Here is an 18,411-nt window from a genome sequence, read left to right as displayed (position 1 = left end):
GGGCGTGGAGGAACTGACCGTTGAGGTGCTGCGAGCCTGGGCCCGGACCGCGCTGGCCGATCTGGCGCTGGCGCGGACCGGGATCGACGAGCTGAACGTGTACCCGGTGCCGGACGGCGACACCGGCACCAACCTCTACCTGACCTGGGAAGCCGCCTGCGACGCGCTGCCCAAGGGTGAGCTGAGCTTCACCGAGGCGATCCAGGCCTTCGGCCGCGGCGCGCTCCTCGGCGCCCGCGGCAACTCCGGCGTGATCACCTCCCAGCTGATCCGCGCCTGCGGCCTCCGCCTCGACGAGAACCTGCCGCACGACCGCGAGAGCGGCGTCCTGGCCGACCCCCGGATGAGCGAGGCCGCCGCGTTCGCCGACGCGCTCACGTACGCCGCCGACGCCGCGTACGGGGCCGTCGCGCAGCCCGTCGAAGGAACCATGCTCACCGTCGCCCGCGCCGCCGCCACCGGCGCGATGACCGCCGCGAACGACGGCAAGACCCTCGCCGACGTCTGCCTCGCCGCGGTCGCCTCCGCCCGCCAGGCGCTGAGCAGGACGACCGAGCAGCTCGACGTACTGCGGCGCGCGGGCGTCGTCGACGCCGGGGGAGCAGGTCTCGTGGTGATCCTGGGCGCGATGGAATCGGTCCTCACCGGCCGGCACGTGCGGGTCGACGTCCCTGCCCGGGTCGAGCCGCAGGGCGACAGCGCCGAGAGCCAGGACGGGCCGGCGTACGAGGTGATGTACCTGCTCGACGCGGCCGACGACAAGATCGGCGACTTCCGGCAGAGCCTGGCCGCGCTCGGCGACTCGGTCGTCGTGGTCGGCGGCGACGGGCTCTGGAACGTCCACGTGCACACCGACGACGTCGGCGCCGCGATCGAGCACGGCATCGACATCGGCCGCCCGCACCGGATCCGCGTCACCCACTTCGACGACCAGACCCACCACCACGAGCCGGCTCCCGGGCGGGCGGTGATCGCGGTCGTCGCCGGCGACGGACTGGCCGGCCTGTTCGCCGACGCCGGCGCCCGGATCGTCCGCGGCGGCCCCGGCCGGCGCTGCTCCACCGGCGAGCTGCTGCGGGCGATCGAGCAGTCGCAGGCGCCCGAGATCGTGATCCTGCCCAACGACCAGGACTCGATCGCGGTCGCCGAAGCCGCCGCCACCGCCGCCCGCCAGGACGGCCTCCGGGTCGCCGTGATCCCGACCCGCGCGCAGGTCCAGGGCCTCGCCGCGATCGCCGTCCACGACCCCGAGCGCAGCTTCGACGACGACGTCGTACACCTGTCGGCCGCCGCCGGGCAGACCCGGCACGGCGCCGTCACGATCGCGGTCAAGGACGCCTGGACGATGGCCGGCCGGTGCCGGATCGGCGACGCGCTCGGCGTCGTCGACGGCGACTTCGCGCTGATCACCGACGACCTCGAGGCGGCCGCGCTGGGCGTCGTCGACCGGCTGCTCGGCGGTGGCGGCGAACTGCTCACGGTCGTCACCGGCCGGGACGCCGACCCGGCGCTGGCCGACGCCGTGGAGCGCCACGTCCGCCGGCACCGCAAAGATGTCGACGTCATGGTGTACGACGGAGGACAGGACAGGTACCCGCTCTTGATCGGGGTCGAATGAGTGGTGTTGGAATGAGTGGCGATATGGACCGCAAGCTCCGGGACTTCCTCGGGGCGAAGACGGCGAAGACGTTCGCGGACGTGCTCGAGATCGAGACCGTCGGCGAACTGCTGCGGCATTACCCGAGGCGGTACCTGAAGAAGGGCGAGCTGACCCCGTTCGACGAGCTGGAGGTCGGCGACCAGGCCACCGTCAACGGCCGGGTCAAGAAGGTCACCGCCCGGACGCTGGACACCAAGCTCGAGATCAAGGCCGAGGATGCCTACAAGTTCCGCAAGAAGCGGACGATCACCAAGGTCGTGGTCACCGACGGCCGCAACGACATCGAGCTGGCGTTCTTCAACCAGCCCTGGCTGCTGGAGAAGCTGAAGCCGGGCACCGCCGCCCTGTTCTGGGGCGAGGTGACGATGTTCCGCACCACCATGCAGCTGAAGAACCCGGGCACCGAGGTGCTCGACGAGGAAGACCTCACCGAGGCCGAGATCGAGCGCCGGGCCCGCCCGTTCCGCCCGCTCTACCCGGCCACCGCGAAGTTGCCGACCGCAACGATCGAGCGGTCGGTCAAGATCGTCCTGGACAGTCTCGACGACCGCGTCGAGGACCCGATCCCGGACCTGATCCTGCGCAACGAGAAGCTGATGGGGCTCCGCGAGGCCCTGCAGAAGGTGCATCTGCCGGACGCCGAGAAGGACATCGACGACGCGCAGCGGCGGTTCCGGTTCGAGGAAGCGCTGGTGATGCAGACGATCCTCGCCCAGCGCCGCGCGGTGACCGACGCGCTGAACGCCGTACCGCGGCCGCGCGTGACGGGCCGCTTGCTGGACGAGTTCGACCAGCGGCTGCCGTTCGCGCTGACCGAGGGTCAGGCCGAGGTGGGGGAGGAGATCTTCGCCGACCTCGCCCGGCCGCACCCGATGCACCGCCTGCTGCAGGGCGAGGTCGGCTCCGGCAAGACCGTCGTCGCGCTGCGGGCGATGCTGTCCGTGGTCGACAACGGCGGCCAGGCCGTCCTGCTCGCGCCGACCGAGGTGCTCGCCGTCCAGCACCACAAGACGCTCACCAAGATGCTCGGCGACCTGGCCGAGCAGGGCATGCTCGGCGGCGCGGAGAACGCCACCAAGGTCGGCCTCCTGACCGGCTCGCTGAACGCCGCGGGCCGCCGTACGGCGATGCTCGACGCGGCCGGCGGCGCGGCCGGGATCGTCGTCGGCACGCACGCGCTGCTGGAGGACAAGGTCCAGTTCGCCGATCTCGGGCTCGTCGTGGTCGACGAGCAGCACCGGTTCGGCGTCGAGCAGCGGGCCGCGCTGAGCGCGAAGTCCGGCGACAACACCCCGCACGTGCTGGTGATGACCGCGACGCCGATCCCGCGGACGGTCGCGATGACCGTGTTCGGCGACCTCGCGGTCTCCACCCTCACCCAGCTCCCGGCCGGCCGGTCTCCGATCCAGTCGTCGGTGGTCCCGGCCAAGGAGCGGCCCGACTGGCTCCAGCGGGCCTGGGCGCGGGTCCGCGAGGAGGTCGCGAAGGGCCACCAGGCGTACGTCGTGTGCCCGCGGATCGGGGACGACGTGAAGAACGCGACCGACGAGGAAGGCGAGCTGGTCGCCGACGACGAAGAAGGCAAGAAGCAGGCCCGGCCGCCGATCTCGGTACTGCAGGTGTCCGAGGCGCTCGCCGAGATCCTGCACGACCTGCGCGTCGAGATCCTGCACGGGCGGCTCCCGGCCGACGAGAAGGACGCCGTCATGTCCCGGTTCGCGGCCGGTGAGATCGACGTCCTGATCGCGACCACGGTGATCGAGGTCGGGGTCGACGTCCCGAACGCCTCGACGATGGTGATCATGGACGCCGACCGGTTCGGCATCTCGCAGCTGCACCAGCTACGCGGCCGGGTCGGCCGCGGCAAGGTGCCCGGGCTGTGCCTGCTGGTCACCGACCTGTGGGCGGGCTCCAAGTCGTACGGGCGGCTGGACGCGGTCGCGTCGACGACCGACGGGTTCGAGCTGTCGAGGATCGACCTGGAGACCCGCCGCGAGGGCGACGTCCTCGGGGTCGCGCAGTCCGGCCGCCGTTCGAGCCTGAAGCTGCTCAGCGTGCTCCGCGACGAGGACATCATCCTCGCGGCCCGGCACGTGGCGAACTCCATCGTCTCGGTCGACGCCGAGCTGGCCGGGTACCCGGCGCTACGGTCCGTCGTCCGCAGCGCGCTGGAGTCCGAGACCACCGAATACCTGGAGAAAACGTGACGCGCATCGTCGGCGGGGCGGCGGGCGGGCGGCGGATCGGCGTACCGCCCGGGAGCGGGACGCGGCCGACCGCGGACCGGGTCCGGGAGGCGCTGTTCTCGTCGCTGGAGTCGGAGTTCGGCAGCTTCCACGGGCTCGCCGTGCTCGACCTGTACGCCGGATCGGGCGCGATCGGGCTGGAGGCGCTGTCCCGAGGGGCCGCGACGGCCGTGCTGGTCGAGTCGGACCGGCGGGCCGCCGACGTGATCGCCGCCAACATCAAGGTGGTCGGCCTGCCCGGTGCGACGCTGCTGACCCGGCCCGTGGAGAAGGTGACGGCCGGTGAGCCGCCGGCGGTGTTCGACCTGGTGTTCGCGGACCCGCCGTACAAGCTCGAGACCGTGGAGCTGCAGGACGTCCTGACCGGCCTGGCCGCGAACGGCTGGCTCGCCGGCGACGCGGTCGTGGTCGTCGAGCGCGGGAAACGCGAGCCGTGGGACTGGCCGGAGGGATTCGCCGCGCTGCGCGACCGCAAGTACGGCGAGGCCCGGCTTTGGTACGGTCACCGCCATGAGTAAGGCGGTCTTTCCAGGGACCTTCGACCCGCCCACGGTCGGGCATCTCGACATCGTCACCCGGGCGGCGGCCGCCTTCGACGAGCTGATCGTCGCGACCGGCGTGAACCAGTCGAAGAACCGCTTGTTCGGCCCGCAGGAGCGGATCGAGATGCTCACCGAACTCGTCGCCCCGTTCCCGAACGTCCGCGTCGGCGGCTTCGAGGGACTGCTGGTCGACTACTGCCGGGCCGAGGGCGCCGGCGTGATCGTGAAGGGCCTGCGCTCGGCAGCCGACTACGACTACGAGTTGCAGATGGCGCAGCTGAACCGGCGGATGACCGGAGTCGACACGTTCTTCCTGCCGACCGCGCCGGAGAACGCTTTCATCTCCTCGAGCTGGGTGAAGGAGATCGCCCGCCTCGGCGGCGACGTCAGCACGTTCGTGACACCGGCCGTTCACGCTCGGTTACTGGACACGCTCTAGCCTCCCCCGGATTGGGCGCGAAGCCGCGGAGTTGGTAGTCTTGACAACCGGTCTCGACGAGACCGAGTTCATGCCTGCCCACGCCTGAAAGGTTTGCTCTGAGCGTCTTGGACCCGCGGTCCCCTCTCGTGATCGACACGCACGAGCTGACACGCCGCGCCGGGTCCCAACGCGAAGTCACCTTCACGGCGCCGGCGCCGGCAGATCTCGGAATCGACGTGATCGGCGTCCCCGAAGGCGATCCGATCCAGTTCGATCTACGGCTGGAATCGGTGGTCGAAGGGGTGCTCGTCACCGGAACGGCCCGCGGCCGCCTGGTCGGGGAGTGCGCGCGGTGCCTGGTCGATATCGAGGACGAGTTCCTCGCTGACGTCCAGGAGCTGTACGTCTATCCGGAGAGCGACGCCGAGCCGGACGAGGCCAGCCGGATGGAGGGCGATCTGATCGACCTCGAGCCGGTGCTGAGGGACCAGGTGGTGCTCGCACTGCCGTTCCAGCCGTTGTGTACGGACGACTGTCCGGGTCTGTGCCCCGACTGCGGGGTTCGCCTGGCGGACGAGCCCGGCCACAAACACGAGGAACGGAGTGACCCGCGCTGGGCCGCCCTCGGCGGACTGCTCGACGACAAAGAGCAGGACAACTGAAGACAGCTCCACCAGCAGTACCGAAAACGTCAGACTGAGCCGGCCGGGTCCACCAAGGCCTCCGGCCGAACCGAGGAGTCATAACCGTGGCCGTTCCGAAGCGGAAGATGTCGCGCAGCAACACCCGCAGCCGCCGGGCGCAGTGGAAGAGCAGCGCCCCGACGCTCGTGACCTGCGTGAACCCCGCCTGCCGCGCGAAGCACCTGCCGCACACCGTCTGCCCGAACTGCGGCCAGTACGGCGCCAAGGGCGAGCGTCGCCAGGTCGTCGAGAGCTAAACGGCACCAACCCAGTGAACTCTGCCAACGAAACGGGGCTCTACGCCGAGCTGAACCAGCGGCTCGGCGTATCGCTGGCTGACGAACTGCTGGAGCACGCCTTCACCCACCGCTCGTACGCGTACGAGAACGGTGGTCTGCCGACGAACGAGCGGCTGGAGTTCCTGGGGGACTCCGTGCTCGGCGTCATCGTCACGGAGTCGCTGTTCCGGAACCACCCGGACCTGAGCGAAGGCCGCCTGGCCAAGCTCAGGGCCGCGGTGGTGAACATGCGTGCGCTCGCGGGTGTCGCCCGCGAGCTCAAGCTGGGCAAGTACTTGCGGCTCGGCCGCGGGGAAGAGGCCACCGGCGGCCGGGACAAGTCGTCGATCCTCGCCGACTGCGTCGAGGCGCTGATCGGCGCCGTCTACCTGGACCGCGGCTTCGAGGTCGCGGGCGGGGTGGTGCACCGGCTGTTCGACGACCTGATGGAGTCGTCGGCCCGGCTCGGCGCGGGCCTGGACTGGAAGACCTCGCTGCAGGAGCTGGTCGCCCAGCTCGGCGTCGGCGTGCCGGAGTACGTGATCTCGGAGTCCGGACCGGACCACGCGAAGACGTTCGAGGCCCGGGTCCGGATCGGCTCCGACACGTACGGTCACGGCATCGGCCGGAGTAAGAAGGAAGCCGAGCAGCAGGCCGCCGAGACCGCCTGGAAGGCCCTGCGCGCCGCGCATCCCGACAGCGTGGACCCCTCGCAGTCCTGAGTTGCCCGAGCTCCCGGAAGTAGAAGTCGTACGGCGGGGTCTGGCCGAGTTCACCACCGGCCGGACCATCGAGTCCGTCGAGGTGCTGCACCCGCGCCCGGTACGGCGGCACGCCGCCGGGCCGGAGGATTTCGTGTCCCGGCTCAAGGGTCAGGTGTTCGCCGAACCCGCCCGCCGCGGCAAGTACCTGTGGCTGCCGTTGACCTCCGGTGATGCGGTACTCACCCATCTCGGAATGAGCGGGCAGTTCCGGGTCCAGCCGGTCGGCGCGCCCGACGAACCCCATCTGCGGGTCCGGTTCCGGTTCGCCGACGGCGGCGGAGAGGTCCGTTTTGTGGACCAGCGGATGTTCGGTGGTCTGTCCTACTCCGAGGGCGGCGCCGAGCTGCCCGCCGAGATCGCCCATATCGCCCGCGACCCGTTCGATCCTCTGTTCGATCCGGACGCGGCGGCCGCCAAGATCCGCCGGCGGCGTACCGGGCTGAAACGTGCGCTGCTCGACCAGACCGCGGTCAGCGGGATCGGCAACATCTACGCCGACGAGGCGTTGTGGCGCGCCAAGCTGCATTACGCGCGGGCCACCGAAACGCTCAAACCCTCGCAGGCAAAGGGGATTCTCGACCAGGCGCATGCGGTGATGGCCGAGGCACTGACCGTTGGTGGCACCAGCTTCGACGCGCTGTACGTCAACGTGAACGGGGAGTCCGGATACTTCGAGCGCGGCCTCAACGTCTACGGGCAGGAGGGATCGCCGTGCCCGCGGGACGGCCGGCCGATCCGTCGCGAGCCGTTCATGAACCGTTCCTCGTACCGGTGCCCGAAATGTCAGCCCGTCCCGCGCCATGTTCGCTGGTGAGCGAGGTATCGTTAATAAACGTGGCCCAGGTTGACCGGTCGGCGTCGGCGGTGTCACCCTGAAAGACGGCACAACTTTTCAGCGCTCCGTCTTGAACCTCGACCTGGAGCGCATCGGCCAGAACCCTTCCGGAGGACAGCACAATGGCCAAGGCTCTTCTAGGGCATCTTGGAGGCACTGACCCGCGCATGCTCGAGCAGGTTCGTCTGCTCAACCGGCGTGTCGCAGATCTGGAGGCGCACGTGATGCGTCTGCAGGCAGAGAACGACCACCTGGTGGCCCAGATCCACGAGGGTCGGCTGCTCACCGTCGACGAGGCGCTGCGCACTCCCGCCTCGGTCTGACGCGGCAGAGGTACTTTCTTTACCGTCACTACACTCTGTACGGCGGTGGCCCCCGTCCGGGCCTCCGCCGGTTGTGTGTTCACCGAATGTTGTGCTCCCAGATCTTCCGCCGGCCGTCTCCCACCGGCCTGGCCTCCGCCGGATTCCGCAGATCTCTTTGTAGACTGCGAAGCGGAACAACTTCCCCCGGGTAGCGGCAGCGTGACGAACAGCTACGGCGGTTCCTTCGGTACCGTCTGTCCTTTCACGGGTTGGAGACCTTCGCCTTGTACCTGAAGAGCATGACGCTCCGGGGCTTCAAGTCGTTCGCGTCCGCGACGACGATGAACTTCGAACCAGGCATCACCTGCATCGTCGGACCGAACGGTTCCGGAAAGTCCAACGTCGTCGACGCACTGGCCTGGGTGATGGGGGAGCAGGGCGCCAAGTCGCTGCGCGGCGGCAAGATGGAGGACGTCATCTTCGCCGGCACCTCCGGCCGCGCCCCGCTCGGCCGCGCCGAGGTGGTGCTCACCATCGACAACACCGACGGCGCGCTGCCGATCGAGTACGCCGAGGTGACGATCAGCCGGACGATGTTTCGCAACGGCGGGTCCGACTACCAGATCAACGGCCAGAACTGCCGCCTGCTCGACGTCCAGGAACTGCTCAGCGACTCCGGTATCGGCCGCGAGATGCACGTCATCGTCGGCCAGGGCCAGCTGGACTCGATCCTGCGCGCCACGCCGGAAGGCCGCCGCGGGTTCGTCGAGGAGGCCGCCGGTGTCCTGAAGCACCGCAAGCGCAAGGAAAAGGCGATCCGGAAGCTGGAGGCCACCGAGGGCAACCTGCACCGGCTCGGGGACCTGATCACCGAGATCCGCCGGCAGCTCAAGCCGCTCGGGCGCCAGGCGGAGGTGGCGCGCCGCGCGGTGACGATCCAGGCCGAAGTCCGCGACGGCCGCGCCCGGCTGCTCGCCGACGACATCGTCCAGGCTCAGTCCGCGCTCGAGGCCGAGCTGCGGGACGAGGCCCGCCTGACGGAGCGCCGTACCGAGACCGAGGCGAAGCTGCGCGAGGCCCGGGAGTTGGAGGCGGAGCTCGAGGACGCGCTCCGCGAGGACGCGCCGGCGCTGCAGGCCGCCCAGGACACCTGGTACCAGCTGTCCGGCTTCAGCGAGAAGATCAAGGGTACGGCGCGGATCGCGGCGGACCGGATCCGCTCACTGAACGACGAGGCCGAGGACGGGCCGCGCTCGGGACGTGACCCCGAAGAGCTCGAACTGGAAGCCGCCCGGGTCCGCGAGACCGAGGCCCAGATCGAGGCCGAGGTCGAGGCGCACTCCGAGCTGCTCGCCGAGTCCGTCGAGCGCCGCCAGCAGTTGGAGGCCCAGGAGGCCGAGGAGGAGCGCCGGATCTCGGCGCTGATCCGGGCCGCCGCCGACCGCCGCGAGGGCCTGGCCCGGCTGACCGGTCAGGTGAACGCGCTGAAGAGCCGCGCGGCCGCCGCCGAGTCCGAGATCGGCCGGCTGGCCACCAACATGCGTGAGGCCGAGGCCCGGGCCGCGAAGGCCCAGCACGACTTCACCGCGCTGGAGACCCAGGTCGCCGGGCTGGACGCCGGCGAGAAGGGCCTCGACGACCAGTTCGAGGCCGCCCAGGCCGTTCTCGACGAGATGGACGAGCGGCTGGCCAAGGTGCGGGCCGAGGAGCGCGACGCCGAGCGTGAGCGCACCGGTCTGGCGGCGCGGAAGGAAGCCCTCGAGCTCGGCCTGAACCGCAAGGACGGGGCCGGCGCGCTGCTGGCCGCCTCCGAGCAGGTGAACGGCCTGATGGGGTCGGTGGCCGCGCTGCTGAGCGTCCGGTCGGGGTACGAGACCGCGATCGCGGCGGCGCTCGGCGAGGCCGCGGACGCGGTCGCCGTCACCCACACCGACGCGGCGCTGCACGCCGTCGGGCACCTCAAGGAGCACGACCTCGGCCGCGCCGGACTGCTCCTCGGTGACGCCCCGACCGACGACTACGCGCTGTGGCCGGCGCTGCCGTACGGCGCGTCGTACGCCGTGGACGTCGTCGACTGCCCGGAGACGCTGCGGCCCGCGCTGCGGCGGCTGCTGCGCAAGGTCGCGGTCGTAGACGACGTGAACGCGGCCCGGTCCCTGGTCCGGAACCTGCCCGACGTCACCTGTACGACGCGTGCGGGCGACGTCCTCGGCGCGCACTTCGCGTACGGCGGTTCGGACGCGGCGCCCAGCCTGATCGAGGTGCAGTCCGCGGTCGACGAGGCGGCGGAGAAGCTGACCGAGGCGACGGCGCGCAGCGAGCGGCTGCGGTTCGAGCTGCAGGCATTGGAGGACGAGCGGGCCCGGCAGAAGGAGTCCGTCGAGATCACGCTGGCCCGGCTGCACGAGTCGGACGCGGCGATGGCCGCGGTGGCCGAGCAACTGGCGCACTTCGGGTCGCTGGCGAAGGCGTCCCGCGGCGAGGCACAGCGGATGGCCGAGGCGATCGCCGCGGCTGAGGAGGAGCGCGACAAGAACCTGTCCGGCCTGGCCGAGCTCGAAGAGCGGCTGATGGACGCCGAGGCGTTCGACGAGGAGGGCGACGAGCCCGACACGTCGCAGCGCGACCGGCTGGCCGAGGAGGCCAAAGCGGGGCGCGCGGCCGAGATGGAGGCGCGGCTGGCGCTGCGGACCACTGAGGAGCGGGCCCGGGCGCTGTCCGGGCGTGCGGACTCGCTGGAGCGTGCGGCCCGGCAGGAGCGCGAGGCACGCGCCCGGGCGATCGCCCGCGCGGCGCGGCGGGCCCGGCAGGCGGAGGCGGCGCAGGCCGTACACCTGGCGGCCGGTCACGTGCTGGCGCGGCTGGAGCAGTCGCTGCAGCTGGCCGCGTCCGAGCGGGCTACGATCCAGGCGCAGCGCTCCGACCGGGAGCAGGCTCTCGCGCAGGCGCGGTCCGCGACCCGGAACCTGAGCTCCGAGCTGGAGCAGCTGACCAACACCGTGCACCGCGACGCGCTCGCGCGGGCCGAGCAGAAGATGCGGCTCGAGGCGCTGTACGAGAAGGCGCTCGGCGAGCTCGGCATCGAGGTGGACGCGCTGGTCGCGGAGTACGGGCCGGACCAGCTGGTGCCGCCGCTGCCCAAGGCCGGCGAAGAAGAGACGCTCGAGCTGGAGGGGGAGCCGTTCGACCGGACCAAGGTCGAGAAGCGGCTCAAGCAGGCCGAGCGGGCGCTGAACCAGCTCGGCAAGATCAACCCGCTCGCGCTCGAGGAGTTCGAGGCGATGGAGGAGCGGCACCGGTTCCTCTCCGAGCAGCTCGAGGACCTGAAGAAGTCCCGGCGGGACCTGATGGACATCGTCAAGGAGGTCGACGAGCGGGTCGAGCAGGTCTTCACCGAGGCCTACCGGGACGTCGAGGCGGCGTTCGAGCACGTCTTCAGCCGGCTGTTCCCGGGCGGTGAGGGCCGGCTCGTGCTGACCGACCCCGACGACATGCTCGCCACCGGCATCGACGTCGAGGCCCGCCCGCCGGGCAAGAAGGTCAAGCGGCTGTCGCTGCTGTCCGGCGGCGAGCGGTCGCTGGTCGCGGTCGCGTTCCTGGTCGCCCTGTTCAAGGCGCGCCCGTCGCCGTTCTACATCCTCGACGAGGTCGAGGCCGCCCTGGACGACACCAACCTCGGCCGCCTCCTGGAGATCTACGAGGAACTCCGCGAGAACAGCCAGCTCCTGGTCATCACCCACCAGAAGCGCACCATGGAGGTCGCCGACGCCCTGTACGGCGTCACCATGCGCGGCGACGGCGTCTCCGCGGTCATCTCCCAGCGAATCCGCGAACCCGAACCCGTCTAGGCCCTGTCTAGGCCGTGATCGTCATCGAGGCGAGGTGGTCGCCGTCGATGGTGAAGGTGAAGTGGGACGGGCCGTTGAAGCCGTCGCCGCCGACCTGGGTGAGGATGGTGAGGGGGTTGCCCGGGGTGGTGACCTGGGTGTCGGTGAAGGTGGCGCGTTTGCCGATCAGTTCGTTGTCGCTCCAGGAGCGGATGCGGTCGTGGCCGCGGAACTCGCGGCCCCAGTCGTCGACGTAGCCGTCCTCGGCGAACGCTGCCACGAACGCGTCGTTGTCCAGGGCGTCGATCGCGTCGAGCGCGCGCCGGACGGCTGCGGGGATCTCTGCGGGCTTGTCTGGGCTCATGCCGGTGACGATAAACCCTCGCGGTTGAACCGGTTGCGGGATCCGCACGTATGGCGGGTGACGGATCGGGCGACCGAGGAGGATTCCGATGAAGCGACTGGGCAGTGTGATCGCTGCGTCCGTGCTCGGACTGGCCGGGCTGACGGCCTGTGGAGGTAACGACTCGGGGTACGGCTCGGGTTCGGGCTCGGCGCCCGCCGCGTCCGCGGCGCCGGCCGCGGTGAAGCTGACCGTCGCGGAGGTCGGCGACTACGGCAAGATCGTTGTCGACGGCAAGGGGCGGACGGTGTACGTGTTCGACAAGGACACCTCCGGTACGTCGAACTGCTCGGGCGACTGCCTCGCGAAGTGGCCGGCGGTCGCGGCCGGTGCGGGGACGCCGCAGCTCGACGGCATCGACGCGTCGCTGGTCAGCACGGTGACCCGCTCCGACGGCACCAAGCAGCTGGCCATCAAGGGCATGCCGCTCTACCTGTTCGCCAGCGACAGCCAGCCCGGTGAGGCCAAGGGGCAAGCTGTCGGCGGTGTCTGGTGGGTGGTCGGCGCGGACGGCCAGAAGATCACCACCAAGCCGGGCGCTTCCGGCAATGGCTACGGTTACTGATCCGACTGGTGTCGTTGTGGTGTGGGCGCCGACCGATCCCGGTATCGTGCGGTCGGTGGGTGACAACCCAGCGCCGCACGACGCCGAGACGCTGATCCGCATGCTGTACGCCGAGCACGGCCGCAGCCTGCTCGCGTACGCGACCCGCCTCACCGGAGACCGCGCCGCGGCCGAGGACGTCGTGCAGGAGACGCTGCTGCGGGCTTGGAAGCACGCGGACGACCTGACCGGCGGCAGAGGGTCGGTGCGGGGCTGGCTGCTGACTGTCGCGCGCAACCTGGTCACCGACCGGGCCCGGGCGCGTGCGGTGCGGCCTGCCGAGGTGGCGGACGTCCTGGACCGGCCGCCGGTCGAGGGGGACCATTCCGAGTCCGTCGTGAACACCATGGTGGTGATGGACGCGCTGGACACGCTGTCGCCCGAGCACCGCGACGTACTCGTCCAGCTGTACTACCGCGGCCGGTCCGTCGCCGAGGCCGCCAAGGAACTGGGGATTCCGCCGGGTACGGTGAAATCGCGTTCGTACTACGCCCTCCGAGCTCTGCGCGCGGTGATGGCAGGGAAAGCAGCGGAGGTGTCCCATGAGTGAGCACGACCGTACGCAGCTGGGCGCCTACGCCCTCGGCGCGCTGGATGCGGCCGAGGCCGAGGCCGTCGACGAGCACCTGGTCACCTGTGCGGAGTGCCGCGCGGAGCTGGCCGAACTGACCGAGGTGAAGGACTTCCTCGGCGAGGTGCCGCCGGAGGCGTTCCTGGACGGACCGCCCGAGGACGGCGACCTGCTGCTGCAGCGCACGCTGCGGGAGGTCCGGGAGCCTCAGGTGCAGGCGCCGCCGAAGCGTCGTTCCCGCTGGTTGCTGATCGCGGCGGTCGCGGTCGTGGTGGCCGGTGCGCTCGGCGGAGGCGTCGTCCTCGGCCGGTCGACCGCACCGGGCGGCGATCAGCCTGTTGCGGGATCCAGGCAGGTCACGACCTCGGACACCAACACCGGCGCGACCATGGCCGCCACGGTGGAGCCCCGCGCGGGCTGGAGCTGGGTGCGGGTAGAGGTGACTGGCCTGCAAGCCGGTGACGAGTGCGAGATGGTCGTCACCGACAAGGACGGTGAGGCCTGGATCGCGGGTAGCTGGCTGGTTTCGGCGAAGGCCGCGAAGAGCGGGAGTACGTTCGGCGGCGGTGTGCTGGTTCCACCGGACCAGGTGCGCTCGGTCGAGATCAGGACGGTGCAAGGAAGGCACCTGATCACAGCCACCATCTAACCCGGTTGCGGGACACGAGAGGATGGAGCTGTGGCTACTACCTCCGAGGACCTGCGAGAGCGCCGTAAGAACGCAGCGGACAGCTGTGAGCGCTGGCTGTCGCATCGGCGCGTGCCGGCACCGGACCGGTTGCGGCAGCTCGCTGAGGTCGCCACAGACGACGAGGTCGATGGCTACGGCAACGGCGGTGAGGTCGCCGCGCTGGAGCGAGAGGTTGCGGACCTGCTGGGCAAGCCGGCCGCCGTGTTCATGCCGACCGGCATCATGGCCCAGCAGAGCGTCCTGCGCGTGTACGCCGACCGTGCGGGCAGCAGCCGGGTCGCGGTGCACGGACTCGCCCACTTGCTCGTCCATGAACTGAACGCGCTGGAAGAGGTGCACCACCTGCGCATCGAGCGGCTGACGTCGGAGCCACGTCAGCCGCGGCCGGACGAGCTGGCCGCGATTCCGGGCAAGCTGGCCGCGGTCACGCTGGAGCTGCCGCTACGGGACGCCGGGTTCGTGCTGCCGACCTGGGACGAGCTGGTCGTCTTCTCCGAGTCCTGTGCGGAGCGCGGCGTACCGCTGCACCTGGACGGCGCACGGTTGTGGGAGAGCGCGCCGTACCTCGAGCACAGCCTCGCTGACATCGCCGCGCTGGCGTCGACGGTGTACGTGTCGTTCTACAAGGTGCTGGGCGGTATCAGCGGAGCAGCGCTCGCCGGCCCCGAGGACGTGATCGCCGAGGTACGGCGGTGGCAGCGCCGGCTGGGCGGCAACCTCTACTCGCTGTTCCCGTACGCCGTCTCCGCGCGCCACGGACTGCGGACGGTGCTGCCGCTGATGGACGACCTGTACCAGCGTGCCGTCGAGGTCGCAATGGCCTTGCAGAGCGAGGGTTTCCGCGTCTTTCCCGAGCCGCCGCACACGAATTCGTTCCGCGTCTACGCGCCGCGCCCGGCCGAGTCGATCGAGCAGGCGGCCGTCGAGCGGATGGAGCGCACCCGCGAGGCGTTGTGCGGTGCGTGGCAGCCGGCCGACGTCCCCGGGTGGTCGTGGGTCGAGCTGGTGATGACGCCGGCCACGCTGGACTGGCAGGTCGGCGAGATCGCCAAGGCGTTCCGGGAACTTCTGGTGCGCTGAGCGCGTCAGGCAAGGTGTTGGTAGTGGGGATTCGGGGAGAGAAGTGCTGACATTCGTCGTCACCATGGTCGTTCTGCTGGTTCTGTCGGGCCTCGTGCTGCTCGCCGTGGCACGCGGTGAGGGGAAACATTTCGGGTAGCCTCCGGTCATGAGGCGGCTGATCTTCCAGGAGTACGTGACGCTCGACGGGTACGCCGCCGGGCCGGACGGCGGGCTGGAGTTCTTCGACGCGATCGGCGCGGCTCCCGACACCGACAACCTCGAGTTGCTCGACAGCGTCGACACGATGCTGCTGGGCGCCGAGACGTACCGGCTGTTCGCGGGGTTCTGGCCGACCGAGGCGTCGGCCGGCGAGCCGATCGCCGAGAAACTCAACGCGCTCCGGCTGGTGGTGGTCTCGACGACCCTGGCGAGTGCGCCGTGGGGCGATTACGAGCCCGGCCTGGTGGTCCGGGACCTGGACGCGGTGCGTGCGCTCAAGGCGGAGCAGACCGGCAAGGACATCATCCTCTGGGGCAGCATCACGCTGTTCCAGTCGTTGCTGCGGGCCGGGCTCGTCGACGAGGTGCAGCTGCGGATCTGTCCGGTGCTGCTGGGCGCCGGGAAGAGCGCGTTCCCGAGCGGCGGCTCACCGGTGGCGCTGGAGCTGATCGAGGCGCGTCCGTGGGGCGTGGGCGGCGTGCTCGTGCGGTACCAGCCCGGCAACTGACCCGACTAGCTGACCGCGTCGACGATCGCCTTCACGATCGGTGCGGCGACGGTGATCGTCGGCACCACCAGCAGTGCGGCTGCGCCGGCGTACGTGATGGCGGAGAGCGTGGGCTCGTTGGCCGGCGGTCCGGCGAGTCGTTGCACTCTGAGGACGGTGGCGGACTTGGCTGCGGCCAGGGCTGCCTCCGGAGCTGGTGCACCGGCAAGTGCGACCAGGGCACGCGCCAGCGGGCGGGGGCCGTTGCGGCGGCGTGCGTCGTCGTCGGCGAGCAGCTCGACCAGCGTGCGCGCCTGCTCCAGCGCGACGTCACTACGCACCCAGCGTGGGAAGGCGTGGTGCAGGGCGGTGAACTCCTCCAGCACCAAGTCATGACGCGCTCGCAGATGAGCCTGCTCATGCGCGAGCACGGCCTTCAGCTCACTGTCGTCGAGTCGATCCAGCGCGCCGACCGAGACGACGACCCGGGCGCCCCGCAGCGCCGGCAGGCAGTACGCCAGTGGTGTCTCCTCGGCCAGCACCCGGAGCCCGGGGATCAGGCCGTCAGGCGTTGCCAGTACGTCGACCAGATCGCGGTGCCGCCTGCGTCGGGCCCGCGTACCGACAGCCACGCGGCCGATCGCCCACAGCAGTCGCACGACGACGAGTGCGACCATCGCGAGGATCACCGCGGCCAGCAGGTCCCGTGGCGACGACGGGTCGAACCGCGGCTCACCAGGCCGGCCGGCGATCGAGTAGGACAGCGCGATACCGGAACCGAGCGCAGCCAGTACGGCGGCCAGCGCGATCGCCTGCCACAGGATCACCGCGGCGCGCGGGACCCGGTACGGCCAGTCGGAACGAGCCAGCAGGGCCGGTGCCGGGCCGGTGAGCACCAGCGCCAGGACGGCCAGCAGGACCGCGGCGGTCACCCGGCCGGCTCCTTGCCGTCCAGCTGGGCCAGAGCCTCGCGGAGCAGCGCCGCTTCCTCGTCGGACACCTGGCCGACGAAACGGACCAGAGCCTCCCGGCGGTTGCCCGCACGGTCGAGCGCGTCCCGCATCAGGTCGGCGGCCATCTCCTCGCGGGGTGCGGCGGCGCGGTAGCGCCAAGCCTTGCCGTCGCGCTCGCGCTCGGTCAGCTTCTTCTTCGCCAGCCGGTCCAGGACGGTCATCACGGTCGTGTAGGCGAGCTCACGGGTCCGCGCCAACTGCTCGTGCACCTCGCGCACGGTCAGTGCCTCCGGCGCCGCCCACAGCCGTTCCATGACCAGCCGTTCCAGGTCGCCCAGCGGCCGCGGTGCTCTCTCCTCACTCGCCACGTGACCAGTATAACTACGCGTCGTAGTAGATCCGCGCTAGCATCTACTACGACACGTCGTAGATGCCCCGGGGAGGGCTTTGTGGACACCCTGGATCTGGCCCGCTGGCAGTTCGCGATCACCACCGTGTACCACTTCTTCTTCGTACCGGTGACGATCTCGCTGGTCGCGATCACCGCCGGACTGCAGACCGCCTGGTACCGGACCGGGAAGGAGAAGTACCTGCGGCTGACGAAGTTCTACGGGAAGCTGTTCCTGATCAACATCGCGATGGGAGTCGTCACCGGGCTGGTGCAGGAGTTCCAGTTCGGGATGAACTGGAGCGACTACTCGCGGTTCGTCGGGGACGTGTTCGGCGCCCCGCTGGCGTTGGAGGGGCTGCTCGCGTTCTTCCTCGAGTCGACGTTCATCGGCTTGTGGATGTTCGGCTGGGACCGGTTGCCGAAGCTCGTGCACCTGGGCTGCATCTGGATGGTGGTGCTCGGCACGCAACTGTCGGCGTACTTCATCCTCGCGGCGAACTCCTGGATGCAGAACCCGGTCGGCTTCCGCGTGAATCCCGAGCGCGGCAGGGCGGAGCTCACGGATCTGTGGGCGGTGCTGACCAACAAGGTGGTGCTGGTCACCTATCCGCACACGATTTTCGCCGCGTTCATGGTCGGCGGCGCCTTCGTCGCCGGGGTCGCGTTGTGGCATCTGCTCCGCCGGCCGGACACGGATCGGGCGGTGTTCCGCTCGGCGTTGAAGATCGGCGCGTCGATCGTCCTGGTCGCCAGTGCGGGTGTCGCGATCAGCGGTGACCTGCAGGGCAAGGTGATGACCGAGGTGCAGCCGATGAAGATGGCCGCGGCCGAGGCGCTGTACGAGACCGAGAAGCCGGCCTCGTTCTCGGCGTTCACGATCGGCACGCTGGACGGGTCGAAGGAGATCTTCTCGATCAAGGTGCCGTACCTGCTGTCGTTCCTGGCCACCGGGCACTTCGACGGCGAGGTGAAGGGGATCAACTCGCTGCAGGACGCGTACGAGCAGCTGTACGGGCCGGGGTCGTACAAGCCGAACATCCCGCTGACGTACTGGACGTTCCGGCTGATGATCGGGGTCGGGATGGCGTCGGCCGCGGTCGCGCTGTGGCTGCTGTGGACCACGCGCCGCGGCCGGGCTCCGGCTCCGTGGCTGATCTGGCTCGCGGCCCCGCTGCCGCTGCTGCCGCTGGTCGCGAACACCTTCGGCTGGATCTTCACCGAGACCGGACGGCAACCCTGGCTGGTGTTCGGTCTGTTGCCGACCGCGTCGGGCGTCTCACCCGGGACGACCAGCGGCGAGGTGATCACGTCGCTGGTCGGGTTCACCGCGCTGTACGGCGTACTCGCGGTGGTCGAGACCAAGCTGCTGCTGCGGACGATCCGGGCCGGCCTGGCCGGGTCGGACGCGCCACCGCCGGACCCGGAGCCGGAACAGCCCGACAAGCCGCTGTCGTTCGCGTACTGAGGGG

General features: G+C 70.3%; 19 protein-coding genes. 16 read left to right on the top strand and 3 right to left on the bottom strand.

Annotated features, from left to right (window positions below):
* The first annotated feature begins 4 nt into the window (after positions 1-4).
* The 10 genes from AB0L64_RS28220 to smc all read left to right on the top strand — a co-directional run bounded on the left by AB0L64_RS28220 (position 5) and on the right by smc (position 11,582).
* Positions 5-1,618, top strand: coding sequence for a DAK2 domain-containing protein (locus tag AB0L64_RS28220; protein ID WP_363714800.1), 1,614 nt, complete (start codon positions 5-7; stop codon positions 1,616-1,618).
* A gap of 23 nt (positions 1,619-1,641) precedes the next feature.
* Positions 1,642-3,867, top strand: a complete 2,226-nt coding sequence (recG, locus tag AB0L64_RS28215; protein WP_363714798.1) for an ATP-dependent DNA helicase RecG — start codon at positions 1,642-1,644, stop codon at positions 3,865-3,867.
* Complete coding sequence (gene rsmD / locus AB0L64_RS28210) at positions 3,864-4,424, top strand: 16S rRNA (guanine(966)-N(2))-methyltransferase RsmD (RefSeq protein ID WP_363714796.1); 561 nt, start codon at positions 3,864-3,866, stop codon at positions 4,422-4,424. Before recG ends, rsmD begins: the two co-directional genes overlap by 4 nt.
* Entirely contained in the window at positions 4,417-4,887 is a 471-nt protein-coding gene (gene coaD, locus AB0L64_RS28205) for a pantetheine-phosphate adenylyltransferase (protein ID WP_363714794.1), read from the top strand. Before rsmD ends, coaD begins: the two co-directional genes overlap by 8 nt.
* A gap of 128 nt (positions 4,888-5,015) precedes the next feature.
* The gene (locus tag AB0L64_RS28200) at positions 5,016-5,531 is read left to right on the top strand and encodes a DUF177 domain-containing protein (protein ID WP_359930652.1); all 516 of its coding nucleotides are present in this window, start codon (positions 5,016-5,018) and stop codon (positions 5,529-5,531) included.
* 86 nt (positions 5,532-5,617) lie between these two features.
* Complete coding sequence (gene rpmF / locus AB0L64_RS28195; RefSeq protein WP_363714792.1) at positions 5,618-5,809, top strand: 50S ribosomal protein L32; 192 nt, start codon at positions 5,618-5,620, stop codon at positions 5,807-5,809.
* 14 nt (positions 5,810-5,823) lie between these two features.
* A complete protein-coding gene (rnc, locus tag AB0L64_RS28190; RefSeq protein WP_355699209.1) occupies positions 5,824-6,552 on the top strand; it encodes a ribonuclease III in 729 nt (242 codons plus the stop codon).
* A gap of 1 nt (position 6,553) precedes the next feature.
* Positions 6,554-7,408: a bifunctional DNA-formamidopyrimidine glycosylase/DNA-(apurinic or apyrimidinic site) lyase gene (gene mutM, locus AB0L64_RS28185; RefSeq protein ID WP_363714790.1), complete on the top strand. Its 855-nt coding sequence runs from the start codon at positions 6,554-6,556 to the stop codon at positions 7,406-7,408.
* Positions 7,409-7,596: 188 nt separating this feature from the next.
* Complete coding sequence (locus AB0L64_RS28180) at positions 7,597-7,752, top strand: hypothetical protein (protein ID WP_238151152.1); 156 nt, start codon at positions 7,597-7,599, stop codon at positions 7,750-7,752.
* A gap of 266 nt (positions 7,753-8,018) precedes the next feature.
* On the top strand, positions 8,019-11,582 hold the full coding sequence (gene smc / locus AB0L64_RS28175) for a chromosome segregation protein SMC (RefSeq protein WP_363715534.1): 3,564 nt from the start codon (positions 8,019-8,021) through the stop codon (positions 11,580-11,582).
* A 7-nt stretch (positions 11,583-11,589) separates the two neighbouring features.
* Here the strand turns inward: smc and AB0L64_RS28170 are convergent, their stop codons facing one another.
* Entirely contained in the window at positions 11,590-11,925 is a 336-nt protein-coding gene (locus AB0L64_RS28170; protein WP_363714788.1) for a nuclear transport factor 2 family protein, read from the bottom strand.
* A gap of 88 nt (positions 11,926-12,013) precedes the next feature.
* On the opposite strand from AB0L64_RS28170, the gene AB0L64_RS28165 reads away from it, so the two are divergent.
* The 5 genes from AB0L64_RS28165 to AB0L64_RS28145 all read left to right on the top strand — a co-directional run bounded on the left by AB0L64_RS28165 (position 12,014) and on the right by AB0L64_RS28145 (position 15,619).
* Entirely contained in the window at positions 12,014-12,529 is a 516-nt protein-coding gene (locus tag AB0L64_RS28165) for a hypothetical protein (RefSeq protein WP_363714786.1), read from the top strand.
* 55 nt (positions 12,530-12,584) lie between these two features.
* Positions 12,585-13,118: a sigma-70 family RNA polymerase sigma factor gene (locus AB0L64_RS28160; RefSeq protein ID WP_359930666.1), complete on the top strand. Its 534-nt coding sequence runs from the start codon at positions 12,585-12,587 to the stop codon at positions 13,116-13,118.
* Positions 13,111-13,788 (top strand): zf-HC2 domain-containing protein, encoded by a 678-nt coding sequence (locus tag AB0L64_RS28155; protein WP_363714784.1) that lies wholly within the window; start codon positions 13,111-13,113, stop codon positions 13,786-13,788. The genes AB0L64_RS28160 and AB0L64_RS28155 overlap by 8 nt, the downstream gene beginning before the upstream one ends.
* A gap of 30 nt (positions 13,789-13,818) precedes the next feature.
* Positions 13,819-14,910, top strand: a complete 1,092-nt coding sequence (locus tag AB0L64_RS28150) for a beta-eliminating lyase-related protein (protein ID WP_363714782.1) — start codon at positions 13,819-13,821, stop codon at positions 14,908-14,910.
* A gap of 148 nt (positions 14,911-15,058) precedes the next feature.
* Positions 15,059-15,619, top strand: coding sequence for a dihydrofolate reductase family protein (locus AB0L64_RS28145; RefSeq protein ID WP_359930674.1), 561 nt, complete (start codon positions 15,059-15,061; stop codon positions 15,617-15,619).
* Positions 15,620-15,624: 5 nt separating this feature from the next.
* On the opposite strand, the gene AB0L64_RS28140 is transcribed toward AB0L64_RS28145, so the two are convergent.
* Both AB0L64_RS28140 and AB0L64_RS28135 read right to left on the bottom strand, forming a co-directional pair.
* Positions 15,625-16,530, bottom strand: coding sequence for a M56 family metallopeptidase (locus AB0L64_RS28140; protein ID WP_363714780.1), 906 nt, complete (start codon positions 16,528-16,530; stop codon positions 15,625-15,627).
* Entirely contained in the window at positions 16,527-16,919 is a 393-nt protein-coding gene (locus AB0L64_RS28135; protein ID WP_363714778.1) for a BlaI/MecI/CopY family transcriptional regulator, read from the bottom strand. The genes AB0L64_RS28140 and AB0L64_RS28135 overlap by 4 nt, the downstream gene beginning before the upstream one ends.
* 81 nt (positions 16,920-17,000) lie before the next feature.
* Between AB0L64_RS28135 and AB0L64_RS28130 the strand changes: the two genes are divergently transcribed.
* Positions 17,001-18,407, top strand: coding sequence for a cytochrome ubiquinol oxidase subunit I (locus AB0L64_RS28130; RefSeq protein ID WP_363714776.1), 1,407 nt, complete (start codon positions 17,001-17,003; stop codon positions 18,405-18,407).
* The last annotated feature ends 4 nt before the right edge of the window (positions 18,408-18,411 follow it).

Source organism: Kribbella sp. NPDC051936 (assembly GCF_040680955.1).
Taxonomy (GTDB): Bacteria; Actinomycetota; Actinomycetes; order Propionibacteriales; family Kribbellaceae; genus Kribbella.
The sequence above is the reverse complement of the archived record's forward strand: the minus strand, read 5'-3'. Positions and strand labels throughout refer to the sequence as shown.

Bases quoted from the DNA above. Each gene is read 5' to 3' on its own strand.
- AB0L64_RS28155 (WP_363714784.1), top strand. From the start codon at position 13,111: ATGAGTGAGCACGACCGTACGCAGCTGGGCGCCTACGCCCTCGGCGCG.
- AB0L64_RS28165 (WP_363714786.1), top strand. From the start codon at position 12,014: ATGAAGCGACTGGGCAGTGTGATCGCTGCGTCCGTGCTCGGACTGGCC.
- AB0L64_RS28170 (WP_363714788.1), bottom strand. From the start codon at position 11,925: ATGAGCCCAGACAAGCCCGCAGAGATCCCCGCAGCCGTCCGGCGCGCG.
- AB0L64_RS28180 (WP_238151152.1), top strand. From the start codon at position 7,597: ATGCTCGAGCAGGTTCGTCTGCTCAACCGGCGTGTCGCAGATCTGGAG.
- coaD (WP_363714794.1), top strand. From the start codon at position 4,417: ATGAGTAAGGCGGTCTTTCCAGGGACCTTCGACCCGCCCACGGTCGGG.
- recG (WP_363714798.1), top strand. From the start codon at position 1,642: ATGGACCGCAAGCTCCGGGACTTCCTCGGGGCGAAGACGGCGAAGACG.
- AB0L64_RS28145 (WP_359930674.1), top strand. From the start codon at position 15,059: ATGAGGCGGCTGATCTTCCAGGAGTACGTGACGCTCGACGGGTACGCC.